This is a genomic window from Pediococcus sp. (assembly GCF_003533255.1).
In the GTDB taxonomy this organism is placed as follows: Bacteria; Bacillota; Bacilli; order Lactobacillales; family Lactobacillaceae; genus Pediococcus; species Pediococcus parvulus.
The window spans coordinates 14,531-36,456 of sequence record NZ_DOEM01000001.1 but is presented as its reverse complement, the minus strand read 5'-3'; the positions used below and the strand labels follow the sequence as shown (position 1 = coordinate 36,456).

The following is a 21,926-nucleotide window of genomic DNA, read 5'->3' as shown; positions in this document are numbered from 1 at the left end:
TTTTTCAGTCCTTATAGAGCCATTGCTCATGAGTTTTCATACTTCTTAATAATAGTCTGGTCATTTGGTCGTAACCTTTAGGATTAGGATGGAAATGATCGCTACTGGAAAGGTAAATATTCTTTTCTTTTGTATTTTCAAGATTTTTTTCAATTTTACTAATTTGCATTTCGTTAATTGATTTTGCAGTTGAACTTTGTTTCAATTCTGAAAGTGCCTTGGTGCTTTGATACTGTCCTTGCGATAACAATTTGTTTACCGAAATAAAGTATGCAGAATTTGATTGTGAAACCGCAGCTTTAGTGGTTTCATCAAAATTAGTCACTGCGCGATTAATCTGTGTGATGTTAGGAAAATAAACAAAAAACGGATTATAAATTCCAAAAACATAAATTGGTGCAGAATGATTATAACGCCTAATTTGTTTTAACAGATCCTGGACTTGCGTTGCATATTTGATATTAAGGCGCTCCAACGAAAGCGTGAACTTGCCTTCGGAGGCAGTTGAGTATTTTTGTAGAGCTTGAAACAGATCATTTCCGCCGACAGTTACCGTAATTGCATCTGAATTTTTAAGTGATTTCTGCAATTTTGTGTTTTGCTTAACCCGTTTTAAAATTTGATCGCTCCGTTCACCCGAAATCCCATAGTTTGAAACAGAGGCTTTCAAATGATAGGTTGACTTAAGATCTTTTTTCAAACGTTTGGTATACCCACCCTTATTTTTGGTATCTCCAACACCATAAGTGAGCGAGTCACCAACTGCGGTTATGTTAACATGTTTTTTTTGAACTTTTGTGACTTTGTGGACTGTTCTAGTAGGGGTTGAAGATTGGTTATTTGTAGAATTTTTTGGAAAATAATAATTTAATCCAAGCACAACCATCGCCACGATCACCGCAAAAACGATAAGCATAATTACCCAGTCGATGAATTTTTTCATTAAATTTACTCCCTGATTCCTAAAATTCTTGACTTATATAAACACGGGACAAATGGTAGTTTTTTAAATTTCTACCAGTTGTCCCGCTAATTTTGATAACACCTAATCACCAGTATAATACATTAAAGCAAAGGCGCCTGGACCACCATGAGTTGCAATAATTGGAACGGTTTCCCGAACCAAAATATTGATATCAGGAAACATTTCATGAATTTTTGCTTTGATTGGTGCAATTGTTTTTAAAGCGCCAACATGAGAAATACCAATTGATTTAATGTTTGGTGATTTCGCCATTTTTTCATAAACATCATCGAAGAAATGACTGATTGTTTTCATACCACGGCCTTTAGCCACAACTTTGAGTTCACCACCAGTTACCTGTAACACAATCTTTATGTTTAACAGACCACTAATCATCCCGGTCATTCGGTTAATTCGACCACCCTTAACCAAATTATCAAGTGTCATGACACCCATAAATAATTTAGTATGATCTCGAATATCCTCAGCAGCTTTTAAAATTTCATCGCGACTTTTTCCTTGTTGAGCTAGCTTAGCAGCCTCGATTACTTGAAAAGCAAGTGCTCGATCGGTTGTTTGACTATCCACTACCGTGACATCTGCTTTAGAAAGTTGTGCCGCTTGTTCAGCTGCATGGACCGTACCGCTGATAGCTTCTAACATATTGAAACAAATAATCTGGCTACCATCTTCGCCCAACTTATCAAAGACTTCCACAAACTTACCAATTGGTGGTTGGCTAGTTTTAGGTAGTGCTTTTGAAGTTTGCATTTTGTTTAAGAATTCTTCGTTTGTAATCGTTTCGCGTTCAACATAGATTGTATCATCAATCATAACGGTCAAGGGTACAATTGTGATGTTGTAATCGGCAACCTCTTGATCAGTTACACCACATGATGAATCGGTCACAATTTTGATTTTTGACATTGAAGTTCACTCTTTCTACACAGATATAGTTATGAATTGATTATAACAGAGAATTCTCATATTTTCATTATTCGTTGGTACCATTAGGTTCAATTCGCTTATAAATTTCAAAAACATGCGGAATTGGCATCGTTTGGGGACCCTGGCCAGGAATAGATTGCATAAGTTGCCACTGAGAATAATCAATTGGAATCATCTGTGTATCACCTTCAAAGTCCTGTTCAATCCGGGTGCGGTAGAGCATTTGAACGTATGGATATAGTTGCTGATAAATCTCTTTTCCGCCGATTACAAAAACCAACTCATCATTAGAATTATAGGTTTTTAATAAATCAGTAATTGAATGAGACACTTTTAGTTCTTCCGTCTCTTCTAGAGTGGTTTTGCGTGTTAATACAACATTTAAACGATGCGGTAGTGGTTTTGCTCCAAAAGACTCAAACGTTTTGCGCCCCATGATTACTGTATGCCCTGTCGTTATTTTCTTAAAATACTGAGTATCATCCGGGATGCGCCAAGGAAGTTTATTTTGTTTGCCAATAACGCCATTTTGAGACTCGGCCCAAATAAATGCTAACATTTAATCAACTCCCTTGTTTATACAGCGACAGGCGCCTTAATTGCAGGATAAGGATCATAGCCTTCTAGGCGAATATCCTTCACATTGTAGTCAAAGATACTTTTTGCCTGACTATCAATAATCAGTTTTGGGGCTGGCCTTGGTGTTCTAGAAAGTTGAGTTTTGACTTGTTCAACATGGTTACTGTAAATATGAGCATCACCTAAAGTATGAATAAACTCCCCTGGCTGTAAGCCCGTTTCTTTGGCAATCAAACAGGTTAATAAGGCATAACTCGCAATGTTAAACGGCACACCGAGAAAGATATCACCGCTTCGTTGATAAAGTTGACAACTTAACTTGCCTTCAGAAACATAAAACTGAAACATAGTATGGCAAGGTGGCAATGCCATTGAAGGAATATCTTCAGGATTCCAAGCCGAAACGATCATGCGTCGTGAATCTGGATTAGTTTTAATCGTTTGAATGACGTCACTAATTTGGTCGATACTGTCACCGGTAGAAGTTTTCCAAGCACGCCACTGACTTCCGTAAACGTTACCCAGATCACCAAATCGAGCTGAAAAAGCATCATCCGTTAAGATTTTATTGTCAAAAATCTTTTTCTGTTCCTGATAAGTTTTTGCAAAATCTGCATCCTTCAATGACCGGCGACCAAAATCTGTCATATCTGGACCAGTATAAACGTCACTTTGTACCCACTTTTTAAAGGCCCATTCATCCCAAATATGATTGTGATGCTGGAGGAGATACCGAATATTAGTATCGCCACGTAAAAACCACATTAATTCGCTTTTAATCAATCCAAAAGGTACTTTTTTTGTGGTTAACAAAGGAAATCCTTCTGCTAAATTAAAGCGCATTTGATAGCCAAATGTACTGTAGGTGCCAGTTCCGGTCCGGTCATTTTTGTAATTACCATTTTTCAAAACATAGGCTGCTAAGTCTAAATAAGCTTGTTCTAACATTTTGAAACCTCCTTGTGATCAATCATCTACATATTGACTTAAATATTCCCAGCGATTCATCTTTTTATCAATTTTTACATCTAATTCATCAATCTTTTTTTGAAGATCGGCTAGTTTTCCATAGTCGTCAGAATTATCATTCATCTGGTTTTGAAGGTCCGCCTTCTTATTTTCCAAACCATCAATGTCAGACTCAATTGTTTGCCACTCTAACTGTTCGGCATAGGTTAATTTTATTTTTTTCTGGTGATCAGTTGGCTCGGCCTTTGATTCAACCTTTTTTCCGTCAGTAACAGTCGGTGTTTCTGGTTGATCCTGTTGTTGTAGATAATCAGTAAAGCGTCCGGTAAAGCGATTGATTTTTCCTTGACCTTCAAATATTAATAAATGTTCGGCTACCTTATTCAAAAAGTAACGATCATGAGAAACTGTAATGACAGTGCCTCGAAAATGCGTTAAGTAATCTTCCAATACGGTTAACGTACCAATATCTAAATCATTTGTAGGTTCGTCTAACAATAAGACATTTGGCTGCTGCATTAAAATTTTCAATAAGTATAAGCGCCGTTTTTCACCACCCGATAACTTTCTAATCAAAGTCCCATGCATAGATCTTGGAAACAGAAACTGTTCTAATAAGTTGGTAACACTAATATGTTCACCGTTCGCATTCAAAACACCTGAACCAACATCACTAAGATAGCTAATGATACGTTTATCTTCTGGGATTGGTTCAATCTTTTGCGTGTAGTACCCTAGTTTAACTGTTTCGCCAATATCAATAATGCCATCGTCTATCGGTTGTAACTGCGCAATAACATTTAATAATGTGGACTTTCCCGTTCCGTTATTACCAGTAATTCCGACGCGCTCATCTGCTTGAATGAGTTCAGAAAAATCCTTTAATATGATGTGAGAACCTAAATTTAGAGACGCATGTTTAAACTCGATTACCTTTTTACCCAAACGTTGTTGTCCCAGTTGAACGGCAATATTATCCGCTGATTGCTCGGGTGCATTTACGGAACTGCTAAGGGTTTCAAACCGGTTAATTCGCGCTTGTTGCTTAGTACCGCGAGCTTGCGGTCCCCGTCGCATCCAAGCCAATTCCTGTTTATAAAGCCGTCTTTCTTTTTGTGATTGAACAGCTTCTTGTTCTTCTTGTTCAGCTTTTTTAGCAACGTAAGCTTGATAGTTGCCCGGATACTGACGGAGATTTCCAAAAGAAAGCTCCCAAATTTGATTAGCAACTCGATCCAGAAAATAACGATCATGCGTCACAATTAATAGTGCACCCTTATAAGATGTCAGGTATTGTTCTAGCCAGGCGATAGAATCGAAATCCAAATGATTCGTTGGTTCGTCCAGCATGAGGAGGTCAGGTGCTTGAATTAAGGTTTGAGCCAAATCAACTCTTTTTTGTTGACCTCCAGATAATGTACCAATTTTTTGATTAAGATCCATGATGTGAAGCTGGGTTAGAATAGTTTTAACGTCACTTTCAGCAGTCCACGCATCCTCTTGGTTCATGCGCTGTTCGGCAGATTCAAATTGCCGTTGGTTTTCAGCATCTTCGGGATCTTGGGAATATTTAGCCAAAGCTTGTTCATAAAAACGAATCGTTTTAAAAACGGTCTGTGAACCCGCAAAAACAGCATCGATAATTGTCAGGCTTTCATCTAACGCGGGTGTTTGGCGTAAATAACCGATTGTATAATTTTTGGGTGTTTCAATTTGACCAGAGTCTTGTGGATCAATATTGGCAAGGACGTTTAAAAGACTAGTTTTTCCTGTTCCATTCGTTCCGATTAAACCGATCCGGTCTTGTTCGTTAATCAAAAAATTTATTTTATTAAAAAGAGTTTTTGTGCCATACGTTTCAGTTAAATCTTCTGCTTTTAAAGTTTGCATAATTTGTCATCTTTCTAGTTTTTAGAAGCAATTCGCTTTGCTTCTAAAAGTAATTCTGATTTGCTGTTTTTAACCTTGCCTGTTAACACGTCATTTAATAATTTGGCCAGAATCTTTCCTAATTTGGGGCCAGGCGTGGTAATTCTTCTCTGAAGGAGATCCCCTCCATTGAGCCGTAATTCATGGCTATCCTTAATAGGTAAGGCCTCATACCGAGCCAAAAGTTCGCTCGTATTGACGGGAACTGAAATGGCATTTAATACTGCCATAGCATCCGTTAAAACCGTTTTACCAGTTTGAAAAAGAATTTTTTCTGAAACTGTTCCTTGATCAATAGCTTCAAATAATTTTAAGCCATTATTGACTGCCGCAATTAATTCGTTAGAGGTTTTCCAAGCCTTTAAAAAACTGTGACTTTTGACCGCCGATAGTTTTAAGGACCGACACAGAAGTAACCAAACTTGAGTTTCGTTGATTAGTCGCACATCGGGGTGTAAGTTCAATAATTCAGATAGTGCCTTTGATTGACCCTGCAATTGTGGACAATACGCATATAAGCCGGTGTCAATGAAATAGTGAATGCCCTTCACCGGATTTTGGCCCATCATCATTTTTTCAAACTCAACCAGAATCCGTTCCACCGCAATTTTTTCTAACAATTCTGCATGATGTTTAATCGCAGTTTCTGTTGTAGCTTCAATGGCAAAATCCAGTTTGCTAGCAAAACGAATCGCGCGCATCATGCGTAAAGCATCTTCATGAAATCGTTCTTCCGGTTTGCCTACTGCTCGAAGAATGTGGTCTTGAAGATCTTGCAAACCATTAAAAAGGTCCACGACCGTTCCGTCTTCCTTAAGTGCTAAAGCATTGACAGTGAAATCCCGTCGTTTCAGATCCTCTGTTAAAGAGCGCACAAAAGTAACTTTATCAGGTCTTCGAAAATCCTGATAACCACTTTCGGTTCGAAAAGTGGTTACCTCATACTGATTGGATCCACTTAAAATCATGACCGTTCCATGCTTAATTCCTGTATCAACTGTCCGGGGAAACAATGCTTTAACTTCTGATGGATAAGCACTAGTCGCGATATCCACATCATGAATTTCATCGTTCAAAATTGTGTCGCGCACACTGCCACCCACAAAGTAGGCTTCATATCCAGCATTTTCAATTGTTTGCAAAATGGGACGTGCAGTAAGAAATTCAATCGGTAATTTTTTTATTTGCATACAAAGTTCGCCAACCTAAGTTTAAATATTTCGAGATAATGTTATCAGATTTAATCTTAACAGAAACCAGGTTTTTTTAAAATGGATACGGCCGGTTCGTCTGACGAATATGTTATGATATTGAAGTGAAGTAGGTGAAAAACATGATAAAAAAAGAACCCATTCGATTTAAGGATTTATTCATGATTATGTTAGGATGCTGTCTATATGGTTTAGGTTTAGCAGCGGTTAACATTCCCAACCATTTAGCTGAAGGTGGCGCTACTGGAATCACTTTGATTTTTCGTGCCCTTTTTCATATTGATCCGGCGTATACAACGATTTTAATTAATATTCCGCTTCTCGTTATTGGTTATCGTTTTTTAGGCAAACGTGCTCTGTACTACACAATTTTCGGGACTTTAATGTTATCTATGTGGTTGTGGATTTGGCAAAGGGTCCCCATAAACATTGATATTAGCCATGACATGTTTATTGCTGGAATTCTTGCCGGGCTTGCTGGTGGCTTTGGGAGTGGACTTGTCTATCGGTTTGGTGGTACAACTGGAGGAACAGACGTAATTGCTCGTATTATCGAGCAAAAACGTGGAATTCCAATGGGACAAACCTTATTTGCATTAGATGCGGTGGTTTTAACGATTTCACTTTGCTACATTGATATCCGTCAAATGATGTATACTCTGTTGGCAGCATTTGTATTCTCTCGAATTGTGACCTTCACGCAAGTTGGTTCATATGCAGCGCGGGGAATTTTGGTCATTAGCGAAAGTTACCAACTGATCGCTGATCAATTAATGATTGAACTGCAGCGGGGTGCAAGTTTTGTTCATGTTCAGGGTGCTTATTCAAAAGATGAGAAAAAGATGGTTTTTTGTGTCCTCTCACCAAATGAATTGAGTGAAGCCAAACGAATTGTTGATAAAATTGATCCACACGCTTTTATTTCAGTTATTGATGTTCATGAAGTTATTGGTGAGGGCTTTACTTATGATTCGCCAACTGGCCAAAAAGTTAACTAATTTTGTTAAAAAATAAAATGTCACATGTTTATCATCGTTTGAATGATAAACATGTGACATTTTTGATTGTTCTAAAATACTTTAACATCACTAAAAATTGTGGGTAAATCATTAAAATTATAGGTTTCAAGTTGCTTAATCTCATTTTCGCCATTAAAGAAAGCTGTGTAACTTCTAGAAAGCATAAGATTTAATTCTTGATCATGCGCAAACTGAACCATAATAACAGGAATATTAGCATCAAACGCAGCGCCAATTTCAAAAATTGTCCCGCTATCCGGTTGGTTAATGCCATCTGTATCCAGTTTGTAATCTAAAATGGCAACCACAGCAGTTGCGCGATGAACCTGGCGCATATCACTATTAAAAACTCCCGTTTGCCAACGAAAAGAACCAAATTCTTCACTTTCCATTTGGTGTTCCATTGGAATGAAAATATTCTTGGTATCTAAGGTAGGATTCTTAGCCAATAAATTTTGCACGGTCCGAACATGTTCCTTTTGCTTAGGACTAAAAAATGGTGCGGCAAGATAAATTTGATTACTCATTTAAAATTCTCCTGTTCTCAATTGTTTTGATTCCAAACAAAATGATTAGTTGACACGTTCTTAAAACCATTTTGCATTAAAATTGTTGATAATTGGCGACTTTTCGTATCACATTGCAAAGAACCTTTGCTTAGCTTTTTCACAATAGTTATTAATGTGTCAGAAATACCAAGTCCCTTTTGGGTAGGATCAATTAGAAGATCTAGAATCTGATTTTGATCAAATATGACAACACCATAGATAGTGCGCTCGTTAAAACTTGTCACAATTCGCATATCGTATTTTTTGGCTAGCACATTTTTAAAATGCTCAACCTGGTCATCAAAACTGGCGTTATCAAGACTCCCGAAAATTCTTTGATTGACTTTTCGCATAACCGTAACTGTTTTTTTTGCAAATTTTGGCGAATAACTTTTAATTTTGTATTGTTCAGCACTCATTACTTTTCCTCGATCTTGACTTTTATAAAATTTAAACACGAATTCTATCTTATCACAAAATGATTAAGAATCTCAAAATCCGTTAGTTTCGTAATCTTCTAACATCAGACTAAATTCTGAATCGTCAGGAACTAGGTTCAAATAGGCTTTCAAACTTTTTATCGCCCAATCAGTGTTCCCAATTTGTCTAAAGAAATAAACGGCCGCATGTAAGAAATCTGCATTATTTGTGAAAAACGGAAATGCATTTTGATAGGCTTCTTTAGCTTCAGGAAAGTGTTCGAGTTTTTCATCAGAAACAGCAATATTCCAGTATATTTGTGGATCCAAATCATTTTCTTCAATGTATGGTTGCAATAAATCATAGTTATCCTGATAGCGCTGCTGAGAAATATACAGGTTACTTAATTGCACAACTGTCCGCATTTGTTCGGGATTAATTTTCAAGGCCTTTTTTAAATAACTTTCAACATCATCGTATTTTTGGAGTTGATTAGCCAGTTCCGCCGCTTGTGAGAATAAATCTTCGTTAAATTCATCAAAACCAATTCCCTCTTGCGCTGTTTTATAAGCCGCTTCAATATCACCATTTTTTTCTTGAGCCGTTGCTAAAATTGAATATAAGGACACGTAGTCTGGATTCGTTTCCCGCAGTTGGGTTAATAAATCGATTGCATTTGTGTAATCCTTTAGTTGCAAGTAAACAAATCCTTGCTGGAATAAAATATCGGGTGTTTTATTTACAGTTTTAATTTGTTCAAAGTAAGCCATACTAGTTTCGAATTTTCCCATCCCGGCATAGGCAGTCGCTAAGCGTGCCACCAAATCGACAGAAGAAAGGGTTAAAATGCCCCGCTTAATTAAAGTTAAATAATAATCGGCCGCTTTTTTATAATTTTGCATCATATTATAAAATTCACCTAGTGCAAATAACACTACTTGTTCATCAGGTGCAATTCTTTCGGCCTCTAACAGCTTTTGTTCACTTACTTCGTATAATTCCTCAGTTTGATAGAGATCGGCTGCTACGAGCAAGGATTGAAGATAAGCATCAGAGTCAGGCTTGACGGTGGCCAAATGTTGTAAAGCTTCATCTGTGTGACCTTGGCCAATTTCAATGTCCGCCAGATTAACTTGCAAAGAGTCTTCATCAGGATATTTTTCTAAGAGTTTTTCATATATTCGTTTGGCCTTGTTATCAAAGCCAAGCCCATAAAGTTCTTCAGCAAAACTGTTCAGAGTGTCATCATCATCTTTTCGAAGGGCCCAAGCATATAACCGGTTGGCTTCCTTAATGTCACCGTCTTCAATTTTTTGTAACGCTTGTTCTGAATAACTCATGTTGTCCACCTTTCATCAAAAAATAGTATCTCTATACTAAGTGTTTTGAATTTAAAAATCCAGCATAACAGTTGTTATGCCGGATCTCAAATGGAAAATTTGAAAGACTATTTAACTGCATCCTTCAATGCTTTTCCTGGTTTAAATGCAGGTACCTTGCTAGCCGGAATTTGAATTTCCTTACCAGTTTGAGGGTTACGTCCCTTACGTGCAGCACGTTGACGTACTTCAAAGTTACCGAAACCGATCAATTGAACCTTCTCACCTTTTGCTAAAGTGGATTGAACTGAGCCAAATACAGCATCTACAGCTGCGGCAGCATCCTTTTTAGTTAAACCAGTTTTTGATGCAACATCATCTACTAATTGAGCTTTGTTTGCCATGTGATTCACCTCCTAGGAAAAATTGAGTTGATGACTTAATCATCAACTTTATCAATCTTGAGTGGTCCAAGATTGACGAAACAATAACCCTGAACGGTATTATTTCAATTTCAAAGATATCACAGGAAGACTGTTATGACAAGGCTTTTCATCTTAATTATCAAAAAAATAAGCGTTTTCTTTAAAAAACAAGCAAATCATTGACAATTACTTACGATGACGCTCAATTAAGTGAATTGGTGTTCCAGAAAAATCAAACACTTCCCGAATCCGATTTTCCAAAAATCTTTCGTATGAAAAGTGCATCATATCTGGGTCATTCACAAAGATGACAAAGGTCGGCGGCTCTGTACTTACCTGTGTGCCGTAATAGACACGAAGCCGTTTGCCATTATCACTTGGTGTTGGATTAATAGCAATCGCATCCATAAGCACATCATTAAGTGTTGATGATTGCACACGGCGCCGATGGTTCTCATCAACTCGTTTAATTAATTCTGGTAACTGACCTAGTCGTTGTTTAGTAACGGCAGAAACGAAGATAATTGGTGCGTAGCTTAAGTAAGCAAATTGATCACGAATTCCAGCTTCAAATTCATGAAGCGTATGATTATCCTTTTTTAAAGTATCCCATTTGTTAACAACGATGATGATTCCCCGACCGGCCTCATGCGCATAACCGGCAATTCGTTTGTCTTGTTCGCGAATTCCTTCTTCAGCATTTAGAACTACTAACACCACATTACTGTTATCAATAGCTTTCATTGCACGCATGACACTATATCTTTCAGTATTTTCGTAAACTTTACCCTTTTTTCGCATACCAGCGGTGTCAACCATGGTAAAGTCGTTTCCTTCAGGCGTTGTAAACTTCGTATCAATTGCGTCACGAGTCGTGCCTGCAATATCAGATACGATGACCCGGTCTTCCCCTAACAATGCATTGACAATAGACGATTTCCCCACATTAGGACGGCCAATTAAACTAAAACGGATGGAGTCATCTTTTTCATCAGTATCTGAATCAGGAAATTCTTTAACGATAGCATCCAATAAGTCACCTAAACCAAGACCATGACTCCCAGAAATTGGATAGGGATCACCAAATCCTAGACTATAGAAGTCATAAATTTCTTGACGTAACTCCGCATTATCCACTTTATTAACAGCTAGAATAACAGGTTTATCGGCTTTATATAAAATACGAGCTACTTTTTCGTCAGCATCAGTAATGCCCTCTTTAACGCTTACAAGAAAAACGATGACATCAGCCTCATCGATTGCAATCTCTGCTTGGTCTTGAATTTGATTCACAAATGGTTCATCGCTAATATCGATACCACCAGTATCAATCACACTGAATTCATGTCCGACCCATTCACTATGTGCGTAAATACGGTCACGAGTTACACCAGGAGTGTCTTCAACGATCGAAATACGATCTCCCACTACCCGGTTAAAAATTGTTGATTTTCCCACATTGGGACGGCCAACAATGGCAACAATAGGATTTGCCATAGTAGAACCTCACTTTCTAGTTTATAAAAAAGGCTGTGAAATAATCACAGCCCCAGTAATTGTTATTTTAAATTACTTTTCGTCATTATCCTGGCTACCTTTAAGTTCATTACCAATTAAATCGCCTAATGTAAATCCAGTACTTTCCTCAGGTGCATCGTTCTTGTAGTTATTAGCTGCAGGACGGCTGCTGCGAGAATTACGTTGTTTAGGTTCTGACTTAGGTGCTTCTTCCAAAGCTTTGATTGAGAGTGCCAATCGATGAGCATCTGGATGAACTTCCAAAACCTTAACCTTGATCTTGTCACCAGTCTTTAAGACATCACTAGGACTATCAATGTGTTTGTGAGAGATTTGTGAAATGTGAACTAATCCTTCAACACCAGGGAATACTTCAACAAAAGCACCGAAATCAGTCAAACGTTTAACAGTACCATCCAAAACAGAACCAGCAGCTGCCTTTTCTTCGATATCATCCCAAGGTCCAGGCAATGTCTGTTTCAATGACAATGAAATACGGCCACGGTCTTCATCAATTGCAAGAACCTTCACATTGATTTTTTGACCAACTTTTAATTTATCTGAAGGTTTATTAACATGCTCATAAGCAATTTCAGAAACATGGACTAATCCATCAACACCACCAAGGTCTACGAAAGCACCAAAGTTTGTTAAACGAGCTACAGTTCCTTCAACAATGTCGCCAGCTTGAAGATGTGACATTAATTCTTCACGTTTAGCAGCATTCTCTTCTTGAACAATTGCCTTATGAGACAAGATCAAACGGTTGTCAGCTGGATTAACTTCAATAATCTTTAACTTCAATGTTTGATCTTTGTATACATTAAGATCTTCAACATAACGATCTTCAATCATCGAAGCTGGAATAAATCCACGAACACCAGCATCAACAACTAAACCGCCCTTAACAACTTGGGTAACAGGTGCTTCAATTTCAACACCACCGTCAGCCTTTTTCTGAATTTCGTCCCAAACTTTGCGGGCTTCAATACGACGATGAGAAAGTAAGTAACTGCCGCCCTCTTTGTCATTCCCAATTTTTGAAACAACAACAAGATCCAACTTGTCACCAACTTTAACGGCGTCGTTGATATCATCAATGTGAGCAGTTGAGAGCTCACGTAATGGAACTACGCCTTCAACACCGGTACCTTCAATACCCACAATAACTTGTTTGTCATCGTCAATGTCCAAAACTTCACCTTTTACGACATCACCGATTTTTACTTCTTCCACACTATTAAGTGCGTTTAATAAATCATTATTTTGACCTGATTCGTTTTCGCTCATTACGAATTTCCTCCTTAACAACACTATACTATTCTATCATAGCTGAATTTGCTGATAAAAGCTAGTTAAATAAATCAGAAATCTTATTTTATTTTTTCATTAATGATTTTTGTAATCTCATCAACAACTTGTTCAACGCTCATTGAGGTTGTATCAACTTCGATTGCATCACTTGCCTTGGTTAGCGGCGACACTTTTCGGGTTGAATCTTTATGATCCCGAATTTCAATTTCCTTTTTTAATTGCTCTAAAGGCGTCTCAATTCCCTTACCCATATTTTCTTTGTAACGCCGTTCAGCACGCTCAGAGACACTGGCAATCAGAAATATTTTGACTGGTGCGTTTGGTAAAACAGCTGTACCAATGTCACGGCCGTCCATTACAATGCTGCTTTGTTTAGCGATATCTCTTTGACGATTAACTAGCTCTGCCCGAACACCACCTAAACTAGCAATTGTTGAAACAGAATTCGTAATTTTTGGCTGGCGAATAGCCTCTGTTATTTCATTACCGTCAATGAACACATGCTGAACTGGATCACCTGGTTGAAAAGAGATCTGTGTCTGCTTTAACATGGCCACAACTGCAGACTCATCTGTCAATTCGATTTGGCTTTGAATGGCTTTTAATGTGACAGCCCGATACATCGCACCCGTGTCACAATAAATATAGCCAAATTTTTTTGCTACTAATTTGGCAACTGTGCTTTTTCCAGCAGATGCTGGTCCGTCAATTGCAACCTGTATCTTCTGATTTTCCATGAATAAACAACCCCTAATTTAATTATTTAACCCGTAAACGTTGTCCAGGCTTTAACTCAGAGCTACTTGTTAAACCATTAAGCTCCATTAATTTTTGTTGTGAAATACCATTATTTACAGCAATTCTATATAGTCCTTCTCCAGCAGGAACAGTCACATATTTTTTGGTTGTGCTACTTGATGAACTAGAGCTAGAGCTAGAACTACTACTAGAACTTGAACTAGACGAACTGGAACTGCTAGATGCTTTTGAAGCAGAGATAGCCGCAGCTTTGGAACTTGACACAGCTAAAGAGCTGCTTTTAGCTTTCTCACTTGATGCCTTTTCTGCTTTAGATTTGCTTTTGCTTTCAGAACTAGCTAACTTCTTAGAAGATTTTGCAGCAGCCTTATCAGCAATTGCTTTACTGGAAGCGCTAGCCTTTCTTTTTGACGAAGCAATTTGAGCATTTGTTTGTGGTCGATTAAAATTGTTTTGATTATACTTATAAAACACAATTGGTGAAATGAATAATAAAACCACCACAATTCCGACTACCGTGACAATTAATTTAGTGTAGCGGTATGATTTACGATTTGCCCTTCTTGAAGGCGAACCCATAGGATTATCAGTGCTAGATCGTTGTTTTTCCGTTTGCTTATCATCAGAATTGGTATTTTTATTTTGACTCATTTTCATTCCTCCTAGAAAAAACTACCAGAACAATTGTAACATATCGACTAATTTTCGTGTTTAATTTTTCTGTGAAAATAATTGGTTCAAACGTGTTTGCCACGGAATTAAAGATGATCCATAGGCTATTTTTCCCCCAGGGATATCCTTAGTATCTAAATGAAGTGTTGAAATTGCATCTAATGCACAATCGATCCCACAACATTGTTCATCATGCTTAGGCTCTTCCTCATCAAAATGTGCCAATAAATTTTGACGTAAACAACCATTTTCGTTTACAAAAGCCAACATTTTCATCAAATTAGTTTGTTTAGCTAACTGACGATTCTCAAAAATTTTGCTGACCTCTTGTGCTGATTTATTCTGATTACGATAATAATCCAATAATTGTTTTTGGTCAGGTTCAAATGATGCGCGACTTTCTGGTTTCATAAAGAACGTTTGGACATTTGTTGCACTCGGGAAACTGGCCATGTTGAGCGTACTGGGAATATATTCATCGCCAGCAGTGTACAGTAAAATTGCAATACTTTCCTGCTGATCTCGACCTGCCCGACCAATTTCTTGAAGATAATCTTCTAAATTTCCGGGCATGTGATAATGAATCACGAAGCGAATATTATTTTTATCAATCCCCATTCCAAATGCACTAGTGGCACAAATCACGTCTAATTTACCTTGCATAAATTGTTGCTGGATACGATAACGATCTTGTAAGTCAATATCTGCGTGATAAGCAGCAACTGATCGACCACTTTGCTGGCCGATTAGTTCCGTCATTTGATTGGCAATTTTCTTACTTGAAAAGTAAACGATACCAGATCCACCAAGTGTTTGTAATAATTTTATTAATTTTTCTTTTTTCTCAGCTGATGTTTGACAATGTTCAACTTCCAAATAGATGTTCGGACGATCAACTGAATAAACAACCTGTTCAACTTGATCACTTGCAAGCGCCATTTTTTGGATAATATCTTGGCGTACTGCTTCAGTAGCTGTTGCGGTTAACATTAAAGTCGTAGGCGTCCCTAGTTGTTTACGAAGATCCTTTAGTTTTAAATAATCCGGGCGAAAATCCGGCCCCCATTGGGAAAGACAGTGGGCCTCATCAATAACAAACAACCCAAAAGTCAATCGTCGTAAAGCGTTCAAAACTTCCGGTTGGTTTGCCATTTCGGGAGAAAGATAAATAAATCGATAATCTTGAAGATGATTGAGTGCAAACTGGCGTTGATTATGATCCAACTTGGAGGTTAAGCCAATAACATGTTTTTCACCAAGACGGTTGAGCCGGGCAACCTGATCGTCAATTAATGAAATTAGTGGAGAAATGACAAGAATGGGTTGTCTCAATAGATACCCCAAAAGTTGATAAACTAAAGATTTTCCGGTTCCTGTTGGAAGGACAGCTAAAACATTTTCTTTCAAGCAAAGCCGATGTATTATATCAAGTTGGCCCGGTTTAAACTCGGAAAAACCAAATTTGCTCTGTAATATTTTGTATAACTGTTTATCATCAATTTGCATATTGAATGTGCCCTCTTTCAATCTGAAGTAAACGAAATTCAAAAAAAGAAAACTGCGAGTCTAATTTTGAAACTTCGTCAAATTGCCACTGATTGATAGTACGCGCACCCAAATAAGTTTCTAAATCTGAAGAAAACTTATTTGGAAGAATCAACTGAAAGGGAAAACTCGGTGTTAGAATGGCAGCTTCTAGTAAATGCTCCTTGATTGTATTTAGCTTCACCCGCCGACAATTTGCAACTGCTTGAAGATTAGTGTTTTTTAAATAAAGTTGATAAGACAATGCACTACTAGTTGAAAGTGCAGATGTTGTGAGCCATGGGGACACTATTTGTTGGCATAAAAAATGGGTATCTGAGTCTGCAGAAGCCCACTTCACAAATGCAGCAACGAGCGAAAGACTTCGTAATTTCCAGTTAAATGGCGTTACGTTTAACGCTGTTTCAATTTGCTGATCCGTTAAGCCGAAATCGTCATGACCAATCATGCTATTGGTAAAAGCATTCGCTTCATCAGCAGGAATTGTCAACAAAAAATCTGTCAATTCGGCGTGCAACTTTCTAGGCAGTTCTATTGATTTGTTTTTAACAAACCACTGTTTAGCTCGAGCCATGGTCTGTCCAGAATATTGTAACGGATAATAACGGTTATTTTGATAAGAAAATTCAGATGTGATTTGAATAACTAAATTTAAACATTGCTGAATATTATTGAGATTTGTATGTAAGCCAATTCCACGGAAGTGAAATTGAGAAATATAATCTATAACCGATTTTTGTTCTTGTTTTCCAGTCTTTGTGAGTAAAACTTTACCATCCTGCTGACTTTCAATTAGACCTCTTTTGTGTAGCCTTTTAAGTGCCAACTCAAAATCGTCAGCAGATAACTTGGAAAACAAATTAAAAAAAGGCAGAAGACCATATTGTGCTCCCCAAAAAAGGTTGGACACGGTTCTTCTCCCAATTAGATTATTCAAGAGTACCTTGGGCCGCCGCCATTCTTCAGTACTCAAAAACTGTAATAAAAAATCTGAAAATGTTAAATCCTTTTTCATGATTACCTACCGTCGTGTTAATCGATTAACTTCGTCAGGTTTTAAAGAACGCCATTCGCCCGATTGCAATCCATCTAATGTTAAGAAACCATACTTCTCACGTTTTAACTTGGTAACAGGATGACCAATTTTTTCGAACATTTTTTTCACCTGATGATTACGCCCTTCATGAATCGTGATTTCAACAATGGCCGTTTTTTTGTCCAAATCTGAACTCATGATTTTGGTTTTTGCAGGAGCTGTCACCTTTTTATCGATGCGCACACCGTGTCTAAGCTTCTCTAATTGATCATTAGTTGGAATACCTTCGACTTTGGCAACATATGTTTTTTCAAACTTATATTTTGGATGAGTTAGTTTGTTTGCTAAATTGCCATCATTGGTCATCAATAAAATACCTGAAGTATCATAATCCAAACGACCTACTGGATAAATTCTTTGTCGGACATCTGGAAAATAACTCATAACCGTTTTACGATTTTTCTCATCTTTAACGCTGGAAATCACACCACGTGGCTTGTAAAAAAGAAGATAAACAAGTTTTTCACGTTGCAAAGGAACCCCATCAACTTCAATGTGATCGTCATCGTCAACTTTAGTTCCTAATACTTTAGTTGTCTGACCGTTAACCTTCACATGACCTGTCGTAATCAAGGTCTCTGACTTCCGTCGAGAGGCGACCCCCGCTTCTGCCATTACTTTTTGTAATCTTTCACTTGCCATCTATTTTGCCTCATTTTCATGTAATTTTTCGTTAAACTGTTTTAAATACAGATCACCGTTATCATCCAGATTATCTGGCTGAATGTCTGGTAACTTTGGTAAATTCTGCAGATTATCTAATCCAAAATAATCCAGAAAATAATCTGTTGTTTGATAAAGAATGGGTCTGCCAGGTTCATCTAGTCTACCAGCCTCATTAATTAAATTATGAATCGTCAACTTCTGGAGCATCGATCCACTTTGAACGCCACGAATATCATCAATTTCAAGTCTCGTAATGGGCTGTTTATAAGCAATTATCGCAAGCACCTCAAGAGAGGCTGGTGATAATTTTGTTAGCTGCGGTGCATCAAAATAATTTTTAATTACTGAGGACATTTCAGCCTTAGTTGCTAGTCGATAAACTTGGCCAAAATTCAAAACAGTTAAAGCAGAGTCTGGATCTTTTTGGTACTTTTTGGCTAATTTATCTAACATTGCTGTTACAGCTGGCTTCATAAAACCAGTCATTTCTGAAAGATCAGCAACGCTTAGCCCATCTTCACCACTGACAAATAAAAGGGCTTCTACTTTTTGTAAATTACTTACCATCTTCTACTTCACCCAAATTAAATAATTTAATGGTTCCCAATTGATCATCTTGTTGGAAAGTTAATTGCCGTTTTTTGACCATTTCTAGCATCGCCATGAACGTCACTACAACACCTGACACACTCACACTGGTTTCAAAAAGAGAGTCAAATATAATTCCATCTGGATGGCCTTGTAACGACCTTTTAATATAATATGTCCTTTCAACAATGGAAATTGAATCCTCTGCAACAGTTCGATGAATAGGTTGCGCATTTTCTTGTCTGATTAAAACCTTTTGAAATGCTTGTTGTAGCACTTTTAACGTGAGGCCAGGTGCCAAATGAGCTAATTTCATACCTTGGGGAACTGCTGATTCTTCCCTTGTATAATATTGATCACGTTTTCTTTCTTGATCCTGAAGTTCTTTTGCTGCTTGCTGATATTTTTGATACTCCACTAACTGAGTTACTAAATCCAAACGAGGATCAGAATTTTCCTCAGAATCATCTTCTGAATTGAACTCAGTCGGTAAAAGTAGTTTACTTTTGATTTTCATCAAAGTTGCCGCCATGATTAAGTATTCACCTGCAATGTCCAACTGCAACTGTTGATTACGATGCAGATAGGCCAAATATTGTGAAGTGATTTCAGAAATTTGGATATCATAAATATCCATTTTTGCCTGTTTAATCAAATGCAATAACAAATCAAGTGGGCCTTCAAAATCATTAATCTTTACGTTTGGTAAAGTCTCTAAATGATCAGTGTTCTTGTTTTTCATTTTTTGCTTTTTCCCACCTTGCTAATGCAGGCGTTGTTTCAATCGTTCCCATCATTTGCAGGTCTGGATAATAGTTAGCTAACGAATCAAAAATATCACTTTCGTTGGCCTCCGTTTGCTGTTGAGGAATGAATGCCAAATGATGAATCATCAGATAGTGATCTTGTTTTTCAACGCCTACTAATCCGATAAAATCGCCACTTTCATTCTTTTGCAGATATAAATTACGATCATCATTAGTGGCATACCACTCTAGTTCGTGGTTAATGCGATCAATATCTTTAAGCCCTGGAATGAACGACAACAATCCCATAACTATTTTTTGGAAAGAATCTCTATATTTTACTAACAAGTTGAACTCAGCCTCCTAGGGGTCTGTTCAATTAAAAACATAAGTGTTACTAATAACTTTACCATATTTTAAAGATACCCACAATTTTGCTCATGCTCGTGGATGGTATTTGTTGTATACATCGGTCAAATGTTTTTTTGTTACATGAGTATAAATTTGGGTAGTCGAAATATCAGCGTGACCAAGCAATTCTTGAACAGTTCTTAAATCTGCACCATTTTCTAGTAAAGTAGTCGCAAAAGAGTGGCGTAGTGTATGAGGGGTAACATCTTTTTCGATACCTGCTTTTTTGACTATGACTTTTAGATTTTTCCATATTCCCTGTCTGGTCAATTGTCTACCGTGATTGTTCAAAAAAACATAGGGGCTTTCTCGGCCATGTAATAACTGAATTCGTGCATCTGTTAAATAACTTTCTAGCCATTGAATAGCGACATCGCCAATGGGAATAATTCGTTGCTTATTTCCTTTCCCAATTGTTGAAATTAGACCCATTTCTAAACGTAAATCATCTAGTTTGAGGTTCGCAGCCTCACTCACCCGTAAACCGGTGGCATACATAACTTCTAACAGTGTTCGATCACGTACACCCAACTTCTTATGAGTGTCTGGGACTTTTAAAAGTGATTCAACTTCGGCAGCACTCAATACTTGAGGTAAATGATGAGCTGATTTTGGTGTGTCAATTTTTAACATTGGATCCATTGTGATTTTATTTTGAGCCATTAAATAATTAAAGAACTGGCGTAAACTTGTCACAGTATGAATCACTGAATTTCTTGATTTATTTTGATCATCACAAAATTTTAAGTAGTTCAAAATAGTGTACCGATCAATTTGATTAAATTCTGAAATTTTTTGAATTTTCAAAAAATCAAAAAATTCTGTCAATTCCTGACGGTAGGAAATAATGGTATTTTTAGTTAATCCCTGTTCCACCAGGAGGGCATGTAAATAATCTTGAAGTTCATTGTCCATTAATATCTCACTGCACTTCTTCTTTTAATTTTAATTGACCATCTTCTTGTGTCACAGCCCCTGCCTTTAGTAAATGGCCAACGGCTCGTTTGAATTGTCCCTTACTGATTCCAAATTCAGTTTTGATTTCAGCTGGACTACTTTTATCAGTAAAAGGTAAGGCATGGGTTTCATCATGTTGGAGCATTGCTAAAAGCATTGCAGCATCATCACCAATTGCTTCATAGCTACGCGGTTTTAAAGAAAGGTTTAAAGTCCCGTCGGGGTGAATACCAATTACGCGTGCAGAGACTTCTTCTCCTAACCGTGGTTCTTGATCCCGCTCATTAGGATGAATAAAACCTAAGTAGTAGTCACTGGTGATAACCAGTGTGCCCACTAATTTCAGACGATAAACAGTTGCTTTCAAATTTTTATTTTTCAATGTTTTGGGGGCCTTTTGCGAAATTTCTTGGAAAGTTGTTTCATCTGCCAAGGTTCCCCACATTCGATTTTTTCGATCAATCCGAAGACTAATCATCAGATGATCACCTTGTTGTGGCCATAGACTTTTAATGGTCGGCAATTCATCAAGTGAAACCACCATATCCTTGTTGGGCAACCCAATGTCCACAAATACACCCAAATCACGGCGACTTTGAACGACCGTTCCAAATCCCATTCTGCCGACTTGGATTTTGGGTACATTTGAAGTGATTTGTAGTTTATGATCTTCATTTTCATAAGCAAAGCCTTGAAAATGCCCGCCAATATGCAATGGTTTGATTGATTCCGTTTTATCTAGTTGAAAAACAACGCCTTCATTTTGAAGAAAGTAATATTTTTCGTTTTCATCAGTCATCTTTACATCAATGACTCGTCCTAATAAATTGTTCATGATAACTCCTTAAAATTAAATTTTTACGTTAAGTATTTGAAGGATGCAGAATGCAATTCCTGAAGCAATAATGGGTCCCGCCGCGATGCCCTTTAAAAAGACAACACCAAGAATAGTCCCAAAAACCAAAGCAACTGTCACCTCTGGTGAGACCGCAAGAAAACTAACACCTCGTGCCGAAAGAATTGATACTAATATACCACAAAATACTGCAATCCACCCGACCGGAGATTTAAAAGCATTTATCAGATCTTGAAAACCAATTCGACCGGTTGCAATGGGAATCAAAATAGCAATAGAAATAATAGTAACACCCCAGTTAATTCCTTGTTTTTCAACCAATTGTAATATTCTTTGCGAATTAGGAATTGCCATTATTATCAAAACTACGGCTGCCGCGACAATTAGCGACTGATTCTTTCCCCAAATGGCAATAGCTAAAATACCAATTAAAAATAGCCAGCTTCCCATGTAATTCTTCACCCTTT

General features: G+C 37.5%; 24 protein-coding genes. 1 reads left to right on the top strand and 23 read right to left on the bottom strand.

The window, feature by feature from the left end:
- Positions 1 to 4 precede the first annotated feature (4 nt).
- From DD627_RS00165 to DD627_RS00140, 6 genes are all read right to left on the bottom strand, one after another.
- Positions 5 to 943 carry an SGNH/GDSL hydrolase family protein gene (locus DD627_RS00165; protein ID WP_260274475.1) on the bottom strand — a complete coding sequence of 313 codons (939 nt, stop codon included), beginning with the start codon at positions 941 to 943 and terminating at the stop codon, positions 5 to 7.
- Between the two features lie 102 nt (positions 944 to 1,045).
- Complete coding sequence (locus DD627_RS00160) at positions 1,046 to 1,891, bottom strand: DegV family protein (RefSeq protein WP_057782309.1); 846 nt, start codon at positions 1,889 to 1,891, stop codon at positions 1,046 to 1,048.
- A 67-nt stretch (positions 1,892 to 1,958) separates the two neighbouring features.
- Positions 1,959 to 2,471, bottom strand: a complete 513-nt coding sequence (locus tag DD627_RS00155) for a dihydrofolate reductase (RefSeq protein WP_057782307.1) — start codon at positions 2,469 to 2,471, stop codon at positions 1,959 to 1,961.
- Between the two features lie 17 nt (positions 2,472 to 2,488).
- The gene (locus DD627_RS00150) at positions 2,489 to 3,439 is read right to left on the bottom strand and encodes a thymidylate synthase (RefSeq protein WP_057782305.1); all 951 of its coding nucleotides are present in this window, start codon (positions 3,437 to 3,439) and stop codon (positions 2,489 to 2,491) included.
- 18 nt (positions 3,440 to 3,457) lie between these two features.
- Positions 3,458 to 5,350: an ABC-F family ATP-binding cassette domain-containing protein gene (locus tag DD627_RS00145; protein WP_260274477.1), complete on the bottom strand. Its 1,893-nt coding sequence runs from the start codon at positions 5,348 to 5,350 to the stop codon at positions 3,458 to 3,460.
- Between the two features lie 14 nt (positions 5,351 to 5,364).
- A complete protein-coding gene (locus tag DD627_RS00140; RefSeq protein ID WP_260274478.1) occupies positions 5,365 to 6,579 on the bottom strand; it encodes a CCA tRNA nucleotidyltransferase in 1,215 nt (404 codons plus the stop codon).
- A 143-nt stretch (positions 6,580 to 6,722) separates the two neighbouring features.
- Between DD627_RS00140 and DD627_RS00135 the strand changes: the two genes are divergently transcribed.
- Entirely contained in the window at positions 6,723 to 7,598 is an 876-nt protein-coding gene (locus tag DD627_RS00135; protein WP_057782299.1) for a YitT family protein, read from the top strand.
- A gap of 71 nt (positions 7,599 to 7,669) precedes the next feature.
- Here the strand turns inward: DD627_RS00135 and DD627_RS00130 are convergent, their stop codons facing one another.
- The 17 genes from DD627_RS00130 to DD627_RS00050 form a co-directional block, all read right to left on the bottom strand.
- Positions 7,670 to 8,146, bottom strand: coding sequence for a nucleoside 2-deoxyribosyltransferase (locus DD627_RS00130; protein WP_260267531.1), 477 nt, complete (start codon positions 8,144 to 8,146; stop codon positions 7,670 to 7,672).
- 17 nt (positions 8,147 to 8,163) lie between these two features.
- Positions 8,164 to 8,586 (bottom strand): hypothetical protein, encoded by a 423-nt coding sequence (locus DD627_RS00125; RefSeq protein WP_057782295.1) that lies wholly within the window; start codon positions 8,584 to 8,586, stop codon positions 8,164 to 8,166.
- Positions 8,587 to 8,658: 72 nt separating this feature from the next.
- Complete coding sequence (locus tag DD627_RS00120) at positions 8,659 to 9,927, bottom strand: tetratricopeptide repeat protein (RefSeq protein WP_068804859.1); 1,269 nt, start codon at positions 9,925 to 9,927, stop codon at positions 8,659 to 8,661.
- A 107-nt stretch (positions 9,928 to 10,034) separates the two neighbouring features.
- Complete coding sequence (hbs, locus tag DD627_RS00115; protein ID WP_046871107.1) at positions 10,035 to 10,310, bottom strand: non-specific DNA-binding protein Hbs; 276 nt, start codon at positions 10,308 to 10,310, stop codon at positions 10,035 to 10,037.
- 207 nt (positions 10,311 to 10,517) lie between these two features.
- Positions 10,518 to 11,828 (bottom strand): ribosome biogenesis GTPase Der, encoded by a 1,311-nt coding sequence (der, locus tag DD627_RS00110; RefSeq protein ID WP_057782291.1) that lies wholly within the window; start codon positions 11,826 to 11,828, stop codon positions 10,518 to 10,520.
- A 72-nt stretch (positions 11,829 to 11,900) separates the two neighbouring features.
- Entirely contained in the window at positions 11,901 to 13,139 is a 1,239-nt protein-coding gene (rpsA, locus tag DD627_RS00105) for a 30S ribosomal protein S1 (protein ID WP_260267527.1), read from the bottom strand.
- Positions 13,140 to 13,222: 83 nt separating this feature from the next.
- On the bottom strand, positions 13,223 to 13,900 hold the full coding sequence (gene cmk / locus DD627_RS00100) for a (d)CMP kinase (protein ID WP_057782287.1): 678 nt from the start codon (positions 13,898 to 13,900) through the stop codon (positions 13,223 to 13,225).
- Positions 13,901 to 13,922: 22 nt separating this feature from the next.
- The gene (locus DD627_RS00095; RefSeq protein WP_068804870.1) at positions 13,923 to 14,573 is read right to left on the bottom strand and encodes a LysM peptidoglycan-binding domain-containing protein; all 651 of its coding nucleotides are present in this window, start codon (positions 14,571 to 14,573) and stop codon (positions 13,923 to 13,925) included.
- 60 nt (positions 14,574 to 14,633) lie between these two features.
- Entirely contained in the window at positions 14,634 to 16,100 is a 1,467-nt protein-coding gene (locus tag DD627_RS00090; RefSeq protein ID WP_057782283.1) for a RecQ family ATP-dependent DNA helicase, read from the bottom strand.
- Positions 16,090 to 17,154, bottom strand: a complete 1,065-nt coding sequence (locus DD627_RS00085) for a helix-turn-helix domain-containing protein (protein WP_057782281.1) — start codon at positions 17,152 to 17,154, stop codon at positions 16,090 to 16,092. The genes DD627_RS00090 and DD627_RS00085 overlap by 11 nt, the downstream gene beginning before the upstream one ends.
- Before the next feature lie 6 nt (positions 17,155 to 17,160).
- Positions 17,161 to 17,877: a pseudouridine synthase gene (locus tag DD627_RS00080; protein WP_057782279.1), complete on the bottom strand. Its 717-nt coding sequence runs from the start codon at positions 17,875 to 17,877 to the stop codon at positions 17,161 to 17,163.
- Positions 17,878 to 18,468 (bottom strand): SMC-Scp complex subunit ScpB, encoded by a 591-nt coding sequence (scpB, locus tag DD627_RS00075; protein WP_260267523.1) that lies wholly within the window; start codon positions 18,466 to 18,468, stop codon positions 17,878 to 17,880.
- Entirely contained in the window at positions 18,458 to 19,231 is a 774-nt protein-coding gene (locus tag DD627_RS00070) for a segregation and condensation protein A (RefSeq protein WP_260274482.1), read from the bottom strand. Before DD627_RS00070 ends, scpB begins: the two co-directional genes overlap by 11 nt.
- Positions 19,212 to 19,583 (bottom strand): N-acetyltransferase, encoded by a 372-nt coding sequence (locus DD627_RS00065; RefSeq protein WP_260267521.1) that lies wholly within the window; start codon positions 19,581 to 19,583, stop codon positions 19,212 to 19,214. Before DD627_RS00065 ends, DD627_RS00070 begins: the two co-directional genes overlap by 20 nt.
- Before the next feature lie 90 nt (positions 19,584 to 19,673).
- Positions 19,674 to 20,561 (bottom strand): site-specific tyrosine recombinase XerD, encoded by an 888-nt coding sequence (gene xerD, locus DD627_RS00060; RefSeq protein WP_057782273.1) that lies wholly within the window; start codon positions 20,559 to 20,561, stop codon positions 19,674 to 19,676.
- A 7-nt stretch (positions 20,562 to 20,568) separates the two neighbouring features.
- Positions 20,569 to 21,438, bottom strand: coding sequence for a CvfB family protein (locus DD627_RS00055; RefSeq protein ID WP_057782271.1), 870 nt, complete (start codon positions 21,436 to 21,438; stop codon positions 20,569 to 20,571).
- 15 nt (positions 21,439 to 21,453) lie between these two features.
- Complete coding sequence (locus DD627_RS00050; protein WP_057782269.1) at positions 21,454 to 21,909, bottom strand: DUF441 domain-containing protein; 456 nt, start codon at positions 21,907 to 21,909, stop codon at positions 21,454 to 21,456.
- Positions 21,910 to 21,926: the final 17 nt, after the last annotated feature.